Source organism: Sphingomonas sp. ABOLE, assembly GCF_003950455.1.
GTDB lineage: Bacteria > Pseudomonadota > Alphaproteobacteria > Sphingomonadales > Sphingomonadaceae > Sphingomonas > Sphingomonas trueperi.
Map to the genome: position 1 here is coordinate 1 of NZ_QQWY01000049.1, position 12,882 is coordinate 12,882.

Annotated in this window: 9 protein-coding genes; 4 read left to right on the forward strand and 5 right to left on the reverse strand. The window is 66.6% G+C overall.

The genetic code is table 11. The features are described from left to right. Positions 1 to 90: 90 nt before the first annotated feature. From CA234_RS21140 to CA234_RS21155, 4 genes are all read left to right on the forward strand, one after another. Positions 91 to 930 (forward strand): glycine--tRNA ligase subunit alpha, encoded by an 840-nt coding sequence (locus CA234_RS21140; RefSeq protein ID WP_125972922.1) that lies wholly within the window; start codon positions 91 to 93, stop codon positions 928 to 930. Continuing rightward, positions 927 to 2,930 (forward strand): glycine--tRNA ligase subunit beta, encoded by a 2,004-nt coding sequence (gene glyS / locus CA234_RS21145; protein WP_125972862.1) that lies wholly within the window; start codon positions 927 to 929, stop codon positions 2,928 to 2,930. The genes CA234_RS21140 and glyS overlap by 4 nt, the downstream gene beginning before the upstream one ends. Before the next feature lie 161 nt (positions 2,931 to 3,091). Next, the gene (gene ppdK, locus CA234_RS21150; RefSeq protein ID WP_126002695.1) at positions 3,092 to 5,755 is read left to right on the forward strand and encodes a pyruvate, phosphate dikinase; all 2,664 of its coding nucleotides are present in this window, start codon (positions 3,092 to 3,094) and stop codon (positions 5,753 to 5,755) included. Further along, positions 5,755 to 6,237, forward strand: coding sequence for a hypothetical protein (locus CA234_RS21155; RefSeq protein ID WP_126002696.1), 483 nt, complete (start codon positions 5,755 to 5,757; stop codon positions 6,235 to 6,237). Before ppdK ends, CA234_RS21155 begins: the two co-directional genes overlap by 1 nt. A gap of 53 nt (positions 6,238 to 6,290) precedes the next feature. On the opposite strand, the gene CA234_RS21160 is transcribed toward CA234_RS21155, so the two are convergent. The 5 genes from CA234_RS21160 to CA234_RS21180 form a co-directional block, all read right to left on the reverse strand. Beyond that, positions 6,291 to 7,043, reverse strand: a complete 753-nt coding sequence (locus tag CA234_RS21160; RefSeq protein ID WP_125972855.1) for an SDR family oxidoreductase — start codon at positions 7,041 to 7,043, stop codon at positions 6,291 to 6,293. A 157-nt stretch (positions 7,044 to 7,200) separates the two neighbouring features. After that, entirely contained in the window at positions 7,201 to 9,921 is a 2,721-nt protein-coding gene (locus tag CA234_RS21165; RefSeq protein WP_125972853.1) for a TonB-dependent receptor, read from the reverse strand. Positions 9,922 to 10,292: 371 nt separating this feature from the next. After that, on the reverse strand, positions 10,293 to 10,841 hold the full coding sequence (locus CA234_RS21170; protein WP_125972851.1) for a hypothetical protein: 549 nt from the start codon (positions 10,839 to 10,841) through the stop codon (positions 10,293 to 10,295). Positions 10,842 to 10,900: 59 nt separating this feature from the next. Continuing rightward, entirely contained in the window at positions 10,901 to 11,893 is a 993-nt protein-coding gene (locus CA234_RS21175; RefSeq protein ID WP_125972849.1) for a type II secretion system F family protein, read from the reverse strand. A gap of 5 nt (positions 11,894 to 11,898) precedes the next feature. Further along, a complete protein-coding gene (locus CA234_RS21180; RefSeq protein WP_125972847.1) occupies positions 11,899 to 12,879 on the reverse strand; it encodes a type II secretion system F family protein in 981 nt (326 codons plus the stop codon). Between the last annotated feature and the right edge of the window lie 3 nt (positions 12,880 to 12,882).

A 12,882-nucleotide genomic window follows, 5' to 3' on the forward strand; every position in this document is an offset into this window, starting at 1 on the left:
CCCCGGTTGACCCCCTCCGCGCCCTGCGCCAAAGCGCTCCCCAAACCTCACAGGGTGACCAACTTGTCCGAACCTCTCAGCTTCCAGCGCATGATCCTGACGCTCCATGACTATTGGAGCACGCGCGGCTGCCTGATCCTGCAGCCCTATGACATGCGGATGGGCGCCGGCACCTTCCACCCCGCCACCACGCTGCGCGCGCTGGGGCCGGAATCGTGGAACGCCGCCTTCGTCCAGCCCTGCCGCCGCCCGACCGACGGCCGCTATGGCGAGAACCCCAACCGGCTCCAGCATTACTACCAGTATCAGGTGATCCTGAAGCCGAGCCCGCCCGACCTGCAGGAGCTGTATCTCGGCTCGCTGGCCGCGATCGGCATCGATTTCACCAAGCACGACATCCGCTTCGTCGAGGACGATTGGGAATCGCCGACGCTCGGCGCCTGGGGCCTGGGCTGGGAAGTCTGGTGCGACGGGATGGAAGTCACCCAGTTCACCTATTTCCAGCAGATGGGCGGCTATGACTGCAAGCCGGTGGCGGGCGAGCTGACCTATGGGCTCGAACGCCTCGCCATGTACATCCAGAACAAGGACAGCGTGTACGATCTCGCCTTCAACGACGCGGGCGTGACCTATGGCGACGTGTTCCTGGAGAATGAGCGCGAGATGTCGAAGTGGAACTTCGAGATCGCCGATACCGATGCGCTGTTCGACCTGTTCCGCAAGGCCGCGGCCGAGTGCGAGCGCTCGCTGGAGGCGAAGCTGCCGATCCCGGCCTATGAGCAGGCGATCGAGGCGAGCCACATCTTCAACCTGCTGAACGCGCGCGGCGTCATCTCGGTGGCGGAGCGCCAGGCCTATATCGGCCGGGTGCGCGATCTGGCGAAGGGCGCCTGCACGGCGTGGATGGAAAAGAACGGGTGGGCAGCGTGACGGACTTTCTTCTCGAACTTCGCTCGGAGGAAATCCCGGCGCGCATGCAGGAAAAGGCGCGGGAGGATCTCGCCCGCCTGTTCGCCGCCGAGCTGGACAAGGCCGGCCTCAAGGCGGCCGAGGTCGTGTCCTACGCGACGCCGCGCCGGCTGGCGCTGATCCTCAAGGGCCTGCCCGAGCAGACCGCCGCGGTCTCCGAGGAGACCAAGGGCCCGCGCGTCGGCGCGCCGCCCCAGGCGCTCGAAGGCTTTCTGCGCAAGACCGGCCTGACCGCCGACCAGCTGGTCGAGCGCGACGGCGTGTTGTTCGCGATCGTCGACAAGCCCGGCCGCGCGACGGCGGACGTGCTGGCCGCCGCGATCCCCGCGGTGATCCGTGCTTTCCCTTGGCCCAAGTCGATGCGCTGGGGCGCGCCGTCGCTCTCCACCGAGAGCCCGCGCTGGGTGCGGCCGCTGCAGGGCATCGTCGCGCTGTTCGGCAGCGACGTGGTGCCGTGCGAAATCGCGGGCGTGGCGAGCGGTGCGGCGACGGTGGGGCATCGCTTCCACCATCCGGGTGTCATCACTATCGGTTCGGCCGATGACTATTTCGAGAAGCTGCGGGCCTGCCATGTCATCGTCGATGGTGCCGAGCGGCGCAACATCATCGCGCTGGGCGCGAAGATGGCGGCGCAGAAGGCCGGGCTCAGCCTGATCGAGGACGAGGGCCTGCTGTTCGAGAATGCCGGGCTGACCGAATGGCCGATGCCGCTGCTCGGCCGCTTCGACGAAGCCTTTCTGGCGGTGCCGCCCGAGGTGATCCAGCTCACCGCGCGGGTGAACCAGAAATATTTCGTGTGCCGCGATGCTGCTGGCAAGCTGGCCAACGCGTTCGTCTGCGTGGCGAACATCGACGCGGCCGATGGCGGCGAGAAGATCGTCGCGGGCAACCAGAAGGTGCTGGCGGCGCGGCTGAGCGATGCGCGCTTCTTCTACGAGACGGACCTCAAGGTGAAGCTGGCCGATCAGGTGGGGAAGCTCGAGAAGATCGTCTTCCACGAAAAGCTGGGCACGGTGGCCGACAAGGTCGCGCGTGTCGCGAAGCTGGCCGAGTGGCTGGCGGCCGAGAAAATCGTGCCGAACTGCGATCCGGCGCTGGCACGACGCGCGGCCGAACTCGCCAAGGCGGACCTCGTCACCGGCATGGTCGGCGAGTTCCCCGAGCTGCAGGGCCTGATGGGCGGCTATTACGCCGCCGCGCAAGGGGAAGACCCGGCGGTCGCCGCGGCGATCCGCGATCACTACAAGCCGGTCGGGCAGGGCGATGACGTCCCCACCGATCCGGTGACGGTCGCGGTGGCGCTGGCGGACAAGCTGGACAGCATCACCCAGTTCTTCGGCGTCGACCTCAAGCCGAGCGGCTCCAAGGATCCGTTCGCGCTTCGGCGCTCGGCGCTGGGCGTGCTCGCTATCCTGCTCGACAACGGCCTGCGCTTCCCGCTGCTGCGTTCGGTCAGCCAGGAGGTGCTCGACTTCTTCGCCGATCGCCTCAAGGTCCAGCAGCGCGAAGCCGGTGTTCGCCACGACCTGATCGACGCAGTGTTCGCGCTCGGCGGGGAGGACGATCTCGTCCGCCTGCTCGCGCGGGTGAAGGCGCTGCAGGCGTTCGTCACGACCGAGGACGGCGCCAACCTGCTCGCCGGCTACAAGCGCGCGGCGAACATCCTCAAGAAGGAGGAATGGGAAGCCGGCGCCGTGAACCCCGCGCCCGAACCCGCCGAGGCCGCGCTCGCCGCCGCGCTCGACGCCGCCGAGCCCAAGGCGACCGCCGCGATTGAAGCCGAGCAGTTCGAGGACGCCATGGCCGCGCTCGCCATCCTGCGCGCGCCGATCGATGCCTTCTTCGATCAGGTGACCGTCAACGACGCTGATCCCGCCAAGCGCGCCGCGCGCCTCGGCCTGCTCGCGCGGATGCGTGACGCAGTGCACAAGGTCGCGGACTTCGCCAAGATCGAAGGTTGAGGGGCTTAATTGTACGATTAATATCCCGTAAATTGGCCTGAAACTGCCACGGTCCCGAAATAATCGGATACCGACAACGTAGTCAGCGGTTCCGCCTTCTTCGCACCTGCGGTAGCGCCCTTTCTGTCTTGAAAGGGCGCTTCGATCGGAAGGGGATCAGAATGACGCAATATGTGTACCGCTTCGGCGGTGGTGTTTCGGACGGTGGTGCGGGCGACAAGAATCTGCTCGGCGGCAAGGGCGCGAACCTTGCCGAGATGGCCTCGATCGGGCTGCCGGTGCCGCCGGGCTTCACCATCTCCACCGCGATGTGCACGCGTTATTATGAGGAAGGCGAGACCTTCCCCGAGAGCGTGAAGGCCGAGGTGGCGAACGGCATCGCGCATATCGCCGCGATCACCGGCAAGCAGTTCGGCGATGCGGGCGATCCGCTGCTCGTCTCGGTCCGCTCGGGCGCGCGCGTCTCGATGCCGGGGATGATGGACACCGTCCTCAACCTCGGCCTCAACGACCAGACGGTGCAGGGCCTAGCCGCGACCAGCGGCGACGACCGCTTCGCCTGGGACAGCTATCGCCGCTTCATCCAGATGTATGCGGATGTCGTGCTCGGTCTCGACCATGGCCGGTTCGAGGAAGCGCTGGAGATCGCCAAGGAAGATCGCGGCTTCACGCTTGATACCGAGCTGTCGGCCAGCGACCTCCAGGCGCTGGTCGCCGAATATAAGAGCATCGTCGAGGAGCTGTGGAACAAGCCGTTCCCGCAGGACGTGCACGACCAGCTCTGGGGTGCGATCGGCGCGGTGTTCGGCTCGTGGCAGTCGGAGCGCGCCAAGGTCTATCGCCGGTTGAACGACATTCCGGCCGACTGGGGCACGGCGGTGAACGTGCAGGCAATGGTGTTCGGCAACATGGGCGACACCTCGGCGACGGGCGTGGCGTTCACCCGCGACCCCTCGACCGGCGAGCGCGCTTATTATGGCGAGTTCCTGATCAACGCGCAGGGCGAGGACGTCGTCGCCGGCATCCGCACGCCGCAATATCTGACCAAGACCGCCCGCGAGGCGGCAGGCGCCAAGCCCGCCTCGATGGAAGAGGCGATGCCCGAGGTCTATGGCGAGCTGGCGGCGGTGTTCGACCGGCTCGAAACCCATTACCGCGACATGCAGGACATCGAGTTCACCGTCGAACGCGCCAAGCTGTGGATGCTGCAGACGCGCAGCGGCAAGCGCACCGCCAAGGCGGCGCTGAAGATCGCGGTCGACATGGCGAATGAGGGGCTGATTACCCGCGAGGAGGCGATCCTGCGCGTCGATCCGGGCGCGCTCGACCAGCTGCTCCACCCGACGCTCGACCCCAAGGCGTCGCGCGACGTGCTTACCAAGGGCCTGCCCGCCTCGCCGGGCGCCGCCTCGGGCCTTGCGGTGTTCGACAGCGACACGGCGGAGAAGCGCGCCAATGCCGGCGATGCGGTGATCCTGATTCGTGTCGAGACCAGCCCCGAGGACATTCACGGCATGCACGCCGCGCGCGGAATCCTGACCGCGCGCGGCGGGATGACCAGCCATGCGGCGGTCGTCGCGCGCGGCATGGGCCGGCCTTGCGTCTCCGGTGCGGGCAGCCTGTCGATCGACGCGCGCGCGAAGGTGATGCGCGTCGGCGGGCGTGAGGTCCGCGAGGGCGACATGGTGACGATCGACGGCGCCACCGGCGAGGTGATGGCCGGCCAGGTGCCGACCGTGCAGCCCGAGCTGTCCGGCGATTTCGGCACGCTGATGGCCTGGGCCGACGAGGTCCGCCGCCTCAAGGTGCGCGCCAATGCCGAGACGCCGCTCGACTGCCGCACCGCGCGCGAGTTCGGCGCCGAGGGCGTCGGCCTGTGCCGCACCGAGCACATGTTCTTCGATTCGGCGCGCATCACCGCCGTCCGCCAGATGATCCTCGCCGAGAACGAGGCCGGTAGACGGGCCGCGCTGGAGAAGCTGCTGCCCGAACAGCGCAGCGACTTCCTCGAAATCTTCGAGGTGATGGCCGGCCTGCCGGTGACGATCCGCCTGCTCGATCCGCCGCTCCACGAGTTCCTGCCGCACGAAGAGGCGGAATTCGCCGAGGTCGCCACGGCGGCGGGCGTGGACGTCGACACGCTCAAGCGCCGCGCGGCCGAGCTGCACGAGTTCAACCCGATGCTCGGCCATCGCGGCTGTCGTCTGGGTGTGACCTATCCCGAAATCTACGAGATGCAGGCGCGCGCGATCTTCGAGGCTGCGATTGCCGTGGCGGAGAAGTCGGGTGCGGCGCCGGTGCCGGAAGTGATGATCCCGCTGGTAGGCACCCGGCGCGAGCTGGAGCTGATGAAGGCGGTGGTCGACAAGGCCGCGCAGGCGGTGTTCGCCGAAAAGGGCCGCACGCTCGACTATCTGGTCGGCACGATGATCGAGCTGCCGCGCGCCGCACTGATGGCGGGCGAGATCGCCGAGGTGGGCGCCTTCTTCTCGTTCGGCACCAATGACCTCACCCAGACCACGCTCGGCGTGAGCCGCGACGACGCCTCGCGCTTCCTGACGACCTATGTCGAGAAGGGCATCTACGCCAAGGATCCGTTCGTCAGCCTCGACGTGGAGGGCGTCGGCCAGCTGATCGCGCTCGCCGCCGAGCGTGGCCGGGCGACGCGGCCCGACATCAAGCTCGGCATCTGCGGCGAACATGGCGGCGATCCCGCCTCGATCGCGTTCTGCGAGAAGACGGGGCTCGATTATGTCTCGGCTTCGCCCTATCGCGTGCCGATCGCGCGGCTTGCGGCAGCGCAGGCGGCCATAAGAGGAAAGTGATGCTGGTAGTGGCGGTAGCGGCAGCGACGGACGATGCGGCGGCACTCAGCCGCGACCTTCTCGCCAGCCCCACCGCCACCGCCGTGCTGGAACGCCGCTGCGGTGCTCCGGTCGTCGCCGAGGTCGATCGGACGGCGCAAAAGGACCCGACGCCCGAGCAGCGGACGCGGCTCGGCATCGGGCCGGACGAGCGGGTCGTGTACCGCAGCGTCGTGCTCAGCTGCGCGGGCGTGGCACTGTCGGTCGCCGAGAACTGGTATGTGCCGGCGCGGCTGACCCCGGAGATGAACGCCGCGCTGGAACAGGGCGATACCCCGTTCGGCGCGGTGATCCGCCCGCTCCACCCGCACCGCAAGCCGCTGGAGCAGGTACTGGGGGGGTTAGCGCCCTATGTGCTCCGCCACCGCGCGCTGGTGCTGGACGGCGAGGGCCGGGCGCTGGCGGAAGTGGTGGAGAACTATACGCGGGCGGTGTTGCGCTAGACCGCTCGGCCTGCAAACCCCTCGCCTGAAGGGGAGGGGCTATCGTGCGCTTGCTACAGCTTCACCGCGGCATTGCCGCCATCCGCCCATAGCGACGAACCCGTCACGAAGCTCGCCATGTCACTCGCCAGGAACAGCGCGGCTTGCGCAATTTCGTCCGGGTCAGCGATCCGCTTCATCGCGTGCAGGCCCGCGGCCCATTCGCGTTGCGTGTCGTCGCCCGCCATCTCCGTTGCGGTGCCGCCGGGGAGCAACGCGTTGGCCCGGATGCCGGCGGCCGCATAGTCGGCGGTGATGCCGCGTACCAGCCCGAGCAGCCCTGCCTTGGCCGCCGCATAGGCGCTCATCCCCGGTAACCCCACGCTCGCGCCAACGAAGCTGCCGGTGAACACCAGCGCGCCGCCGCCGCTGGCCAGCATCGCCGGAATCTGCGCGCGTGCGCCGAGGAACGCGGCGGTGAGGTTGGTTGCCAGCACCGCCTGCCAGTCCGTGGGGTCTATCATGGCAAGCGGCTGCATCGGGCCAACCAGTCCGGCATTATTGAAGGCAATGTGCAGCCCGCCGAATCGTGTCTGCGCAGCGGCGACGGCAGCTTCGTGGGTCGCCGCATCGGTGACGTCGCCGGTCATCGCCACCGCGCTGCCGCCCGCCGCGACGATGTCTTCCACCAGCGCCTCTAGCCGTTCCTTGCGACGCGCCACCAGCACCAGGGAGGCCCCCTGCGCCGCGAACAGCAGCGCCGCCGCGCGACCTATCCCTGAACTCGCCCCGGTGATGATGGCCGTCTTGTCCGCAAGCAACGTCATGTCCGATCTCCCTCGATGGAGCCGGGCGGGTAGCGGGGTCGGGACTGCGGCACGTCCCGTTGCTTGTCGTCAAAGCGGAATGCGCCCCCCCAAACGAGAAACGCCCCCCTTCCTTGCGGAAGAGGGGCGCCCCCGGGAACAGCCCGGTGTCGGTCGATCAGAACTTGGTCGTGGCCGACAGATAGAAGGTGCGACCGGTGCGGCTGGCCATCTGGAAGGTGTCCGCGGTGGTCTGGTAGGCGTCTTCGTGGGTGTCGTTCAGGTTGATGATGCCGCCCGTGAAGTTCAGCCACTTGTTGGGCGTGAAGCCCAGCGCCAGGTCCATCTGGGTGCGCGCGCGCACCGTGTGGATCTCGCCGCTGTTGACGAAGAAGCTGCTGGCGGCGTCCTGCTTGTACGCGCTGCGGTGGTTGACCGAGAAGCGCACGCTGAACATCTCGTTTTCCCAATAAGGCGTGATGTTGGCGGTGAACTTCGACAGGTCGCGCAGGTTGAAGCCGGTGCCCAGCGCGCTCGAATTGGTATCCACCAGCGTGACGTTGCCGGTGGCGCCGAAGCCCTTGACCGGCAGGATCGCATCGAAATTCTCGGAGGCCGAGAACTCCACGCCCTTGATGTGGATGGTGCGGCCGTCGTTCAGCACGCGGCTGAAGCTGTAATCGGCGGTTCGATCGGCCGACTGGCAATCGGTGACGATCCCGTTCAGCGCCACGCCGTTGTACGAGCTGGGGCAGTAGAACTGGGTGAAGGTGCCGTTCTTCACCGCCTTGTAGAAGCCGGCGATGCTCACCGAATTGCCGCGGCCATGGTAGAATTCCAGGCTGAGGTCGAGCTGGTTGGCGGTGAGCGGCTTCAGGCGCGATTCGCCTTCGGAGACCGAGGTGAAGCGGCGCCCCTGCGACTGGCCGGTGCTGATCGTGTCCGCCATCTGCGTCTGGCTGTTGAGCAGCGGGCGCACCAGCACCTTGGCCGCGGCGAAGCGGGCGACCAGTTTCGGCGTGAGGTCCAGGGCGAAGCTCGCGCTGGGCAGCACGTTGCCATAATTCTGGATGACATGCTGCTGCCCGAGCAGCGCGGATCCGCTGCCGGTGCCGTCGGTCACGCTGGCGGTAACGTTCTGGCGGGTGTGCTCGTAGCGCACGCCCAGATTGCCGCGCAGCGCCATGCCGCCGATCTGCGTGTCCACATTGGCCATGGCATAGACGGCCGGCACGTAGCGATCGACGCGATAGGTGCTGGGCCAATCGGGCACGTCGGGCACGGTGATGCCCTTGGACGCCAGGATGCGCTGCCATTCGTCCGCGTTGACCGAAAGGAAGGCGTGCGGGATCGACATCGCGCCGCCCAGGAAGTTGTCGACCAGCTGGCCGGTGGTGCCGAGATTGGGGATCCAGGCATATTCGGGATATTTCACCGGATCGGCCACATCGGCATCGCGATCGTGGCGATACGCGTTGGTCGCGAAGCTTTCGTGGTGATACTTGGCGCCGACGGCCAGCGACTGGATGCCGTGCCAGTCGAGATCCCTGGTGACGTCGAGCTGGGCGGCCTTGTCCTTCGCGCTTTGGATATGCGTCGCGCCATCGACGAACGCGAACCAGGTGCGGTTGGCGCTGTTCCACATCGAACCGTCGGTGAGGCTCGCGGTCGACCATTTGACGTTGCTCGGGTCCGAAACGTCGAGCGTGCCGCCATTGGCGAAGCGGATCTCGTCGATGGTCGCCCATTCGTACAGCGCCGCGTCTCCCTTGGTATAGTGGGCGACGGCGTGCACCTTCCAGCGTTCGCCCGGCTGCCAGTTGATCGTGCCGGTATAGGCCTGGGTCTTCAGGTTGCGCAGTTCGGGCTGGGTGTTGTTGTCGACGTTGAAGCTGCTGATCGAGATGTTGGTCGCCATCCCGTTCTTGACGCTGTTCACCGTCACCGCGCCCGGCTGCCAGCGGCCGAACACCATCTGGCGTGTGGTGTAGCGGGTGTGGTCGCGCGAATATTCGCCCTGGAGCAGCGCTTCGAAATTGTCGCTGGGTTTCCACTGCAGCGCGCCGCTGGCCATCAGCTGCTCGGTATCGCGATCGATGCGGCGATAGCGGATGTTGCCCGGAACGACGGCGTCCGCTACGACCTGGCCCGGCTGGTACCAGTTCTTGATGAAGACATAGTCGCCGCGATCCTTCAGCTTCTGGTAGCTGACGTTCGCCATCACGCCCAGCGTGCCGCCGGCGAAGCTGTCGATGTACGCGCCGCTGACCTTGGGCGTCCATTCCTTGCCGCGATATTCGGAATTATAGCCCTTCACGCCGACGATGAAGCGCGGGCCCTTATAGGCGAGCGGCTTCACGGTATCGATGTTGACGGTGCCCGACAGGCCGCCGGTGTCCATGTCCGCGGTGGGCGACTTGACCACCTGGATCGCGCTGGCGAGATCGGTCTGGATGATATCGTAGCGGAAGCCGTCCTTGAAGTCGGCGCTGGCGAAGGTCTGGCCGTTGATCGTGGTGCGGGCATATTGCGCGCCGAGACCGCGGATGCTGATCGTCGAGCCGCGGCCGTTGATGTTCGACATCTGGACGCCGGCGATGCGCTGGATCGCCTCGGTGATATTCTGCGCCGGGAACTTGCCGATATCCTCGGCCGAGATGCCGTCGGTGATGCGGATGTCCTTGCGCTTCGCGTCGAGCGCCGAGGCGAGGCTCGAGCGGAAGCCGGTGACGACGATGTCGCCGCCGGTATCGTCCTGAGCCTGCGCAGCGGGGGCGGCGTCGGTCTGCGCGAAGGCAGGGTCGCCTAGCGCCAACGCTGCGATGCAACCTGCGGAAAGCAATACCAACTTGGTACCGGAAACGGCGCGACGCGCCTTGGTCGTCGAAGGACTCAACATCAAACCACCCCTCATCAAAAATTGGCAAACCCTGCTGCGGTGCTCTGTTTTTTCTGTCCCGAGCTTGCTGCTCGTGGTCCGACAAATGTCCTAGAGGCCTGACCAGTTGTCAAGCCAGTCGGCTACGACCGCATGACCTATTTGAGACGTTCCGATGAAAGGTAGGGGATCGGTTATGGCACGCCAGGTAATTTTATCAGTGCCTTCGCCTTTTCATTCTTGCAAAAATAGAGCGCTAAAGGGCGGTAAAGCGGGCATTATCGCGAGAATCCGCTTGGAGTGCGGCCGAGCGCTCTCGCCGGAACGGCGCGCACAACAAAACGCCCGAGCGTTGCGCCCGGGCGACAGTCAACCTCTATTGTAAGACATTTTCAGGCGTGGTGGCCGAACCTGCGCGCGTGCTCGTCGGTCTCGCCGGCGCGGAGCAGTGCTGCCTGCTCGCGCCAGCGCTCGTCGACGATCGTGCCGTGGGGCAGGCCGAGTCGTTCCTCCAGCGGCAGCTCGTCGCCGCGGGGCAGTTCCTCGATGTCGCGGAAATGCTGGATGCCGAGCTGGTTGAGCTGGCGCTCGCGATGCTCGTCGATGCCGCGGATACGGGCAAGCACGTCGGTTCCGCCGTAGAACCAGCTGCGAACGGCCGAATCGCGCTTGGTCGGCGCCGGGTCCGCGACGGGCGTGGCCGGTCGGCGATCGGCGATGGTGCGCTCCAGCCGGGAATTGGCCGCCTCCAGATCGCGGATGCGGGTGTTGGCGGTAGCGAGTTCCTCGCGCAGCGCCTGGTGCGCGTCGCGCTCCGCCTCGTAGCGCTCGCGCCAGCGGCGCCCGGCGTTGCTGCTCGCCAGGCCGAGCAGCCAGCCGGCGACCAGCGCGAGCGCGAGGCCGATGAACTGCAAGGGGGTGGTGTAGGGCAAGTCGGTCATCAGTCGGGCTCCCGGCAACCCGCCAACAACCTGTCACCGCGCCTTCGGTTCCGTAAACGTCAATGCATCAGCGAATCATTGATCGAGCAGGCGGCGGGGCCGAGGATCACGATGAAGAGGACCGGCAGGATGAACAGAATCAGTGGAACGGTCATGATCGCAGGCAAACGCGCGGCCTTTTCTTCCGCCCGCATCATTCTTTCATTACGAAATTCTGCAGAAAGGACGCGCAATGCCGAGGCGAGCGGGGTGCCGTATTTCTCGGTTTGGATCATGGTTGTAACGACACCGCGAATTGCATCCAGATTGATGCGCATCGCCATGTTCTCGAACGCGGCGCGGCGATCGGTGAGGAAGCCGAGTTCGATCGCGGTGAGCGAGAATTCCTCACCCAGTTCGGGATAGGCGCGGCCGAGTTCCTTGGCGACGCGGCCGAAGGCGGCATCGACGGTCAGGCCCGCCTCCGCGCAGATCACCAGCAGGTCGAGCGCGTCGGGCAGGCCCTTGCGGATCGCGTCGGTGCGCTTCTGGATGCGGTTCTTGAGGTAGAGGTCGGGCGCCTTGTAGCTGAGGATGAAGCTGCCCGCGACCAGCCCATAGGCCTTGAGCGGGCTCCAGTCGGCGAACATGTCGGTGCCGTAGACGAAGTAGAGCATCGGCCCGCCGAACAGGATCGGCAGCACCAGCCGGCCGAGGATCACGCCCACCGCCCATTCCCGCCTGCGGATGCCGGCCTGGAGCAGCTTCACCTGCGCTGCCTTCACCTGCTCGTCCTGCAGCACCTTGAGCGAGCTGAGGAAGCTGCGGATGCGGTCGGTGGTGTCGCTGCGCTGGACCAGCTTGGCGCGGCGCTTGGACGGGGTGGCGACGATCCCGGCCTTGAGCTGCTCGCGGCGTTCGTTGAGCATCTTCACCCGACGCGCCATCGGGTTGCGCACCGTGGTGGCGGCATAGATGGCGACGAGCACCGCAAACGCCGCGACCGCCGACAGGATCGTCGCGACCCAGAGGACGTCGATGCCGAGCAAGGTGGGGCCTTGGGTGGGTGCCATCGCCGTCAGATCTCGAAATTGACCATCTTGGCCATGATGAAGGCGCCCAGCGCCATCCAGATCAGCCCGCCGCCGCCGGTGACGATCAGCCGCTGATCGGTGAAGAAGTGCATCATGTATTCGTTGTTGATCGACCAGATCAGCCCGAACACGATGAAGGGCAGCGCGCCGACGATGATCGCAGAGGCCTTGGCTTCCGACGACATCGCCTTGATCTTCAGCTTCATCTGCGCGCGCTTGCGCAGCACGTCGGACAGGTTGTTCAGCGTCTCGGCCAGGTTGCCGCCGGTCTCGCGCTGGATCTGGATGGTGATGGTGAAGAACTGGAACTCGGGGGTGCCGAGCCGGTCGGCGGTTTCCTGGAGTGCCGCGTCGAGTGTGCGGCCGATCTTCATCTTGTCGCTGATCGCGCGGAATTCCTCGCCCACCGGCCCCGGCATCTCGAAGCCGACCACGCCGATCGTCTCGGTGATCGGCAGGCCCGAGCGCAGGCCGCGCACCAGCAGGTCAATCGCGTCGGGGAAAGTGGCGGTGAACTTGGCGACACGCCGCTTGATCAGGAAGCCGACGACGAAATGCGGCAGCCCCAGCCCGAGGAACAACCCGAACACGATCGAGAGCAGCAGCGGCGCGCCTTCGAACAGCAGCAGCACCGCCACCGCCAGCGCGAGGCCCAGCGTGGCGAGGCCATATTGCCCCAGCGTCCAGCTCTTGCCGGTCATCGCCAGCCGCTTTTCGAGCTGTTCCTGGTTGGGCAGCAGCCGCGCGAAGGTGAGGTCGAAGCCGCTCGCCTGCGTCGTCGAGATGCGGCGCAGCTGCGCTTCCATCGCATTGGCGCCGTTGGCGCTCACCATGTGCCGGTCGCGCAGCGAGGTCAGCCGCCGTGCGCTCGCGCGCTGCGCCGAGGGGCCGGACAGCGCCAGCACCAGCAGCACGAGCACCGCGGCGACCCCCAGGCCCAGCATCAGGAGCGGCAGCAGCGGCATCGG

Excerpts from the sequence above, each read along its gene's own strand:
- CA234_RS21140 (WP_125972922.1), top strand. The coding sequence starts at position 91 with ATGATCCTGACGCTCCATGACTATTGGAGCACGCGCGGCTGCCTGATC.
- ppdK (WP_126002695.1), top strand. The coding sequence starts at position 3,092 with ATGACGCAATATGTGTACCGCTTCGGCGGTGGTGTTTCGGACGGTGGT.
- CA234_RS21155 (WP_126002696.1), top strand. The coding sequence starts at position 5,755 with ATGCTGGTAGTGGCGGTAGCGGCAGCGACGGACGATGCGGCGGCACTC.
- CA234_RS21160 (WP_125972855.1), bottom strand. The coding sequence starts at position 7,043 with ATGACGTTGCTTGCGGACAAGACGGCCATCATCACCGGGGCGAGTTCA.
- CA234_RS21165 (WP_125972853.1), bottom strand. The coding sequence starts at position 9,921 with ATGTTGAGTCCTTCGACGACCAAGGCGCGTCGCGCCGTTTCCGGTACC.
- CA234_RS21170 (WP_125972851.1), bottom strand. The coding sequence starts at position 10,841 with ATGACCGACTTGCCCTACACCACCCCCTTGCAGTTCATCGGCCTCGCG.
- CA234_RS21175 (WP_125972849.1), bottom strand. The coding sequence starts at position 11,893 with ATGGCACCCACCCAAGGCCCCACCTTGCTCGGCATCGACGTCCTCTGG.
- CA234_RS21180 (WP_125972847.1), bottom strand. The coding sequence starts at position 12,879 with ATGCCGCTGCTGCCGCTCCTGATGCTGGGCCTGGGGGTCGCCGCGGTG.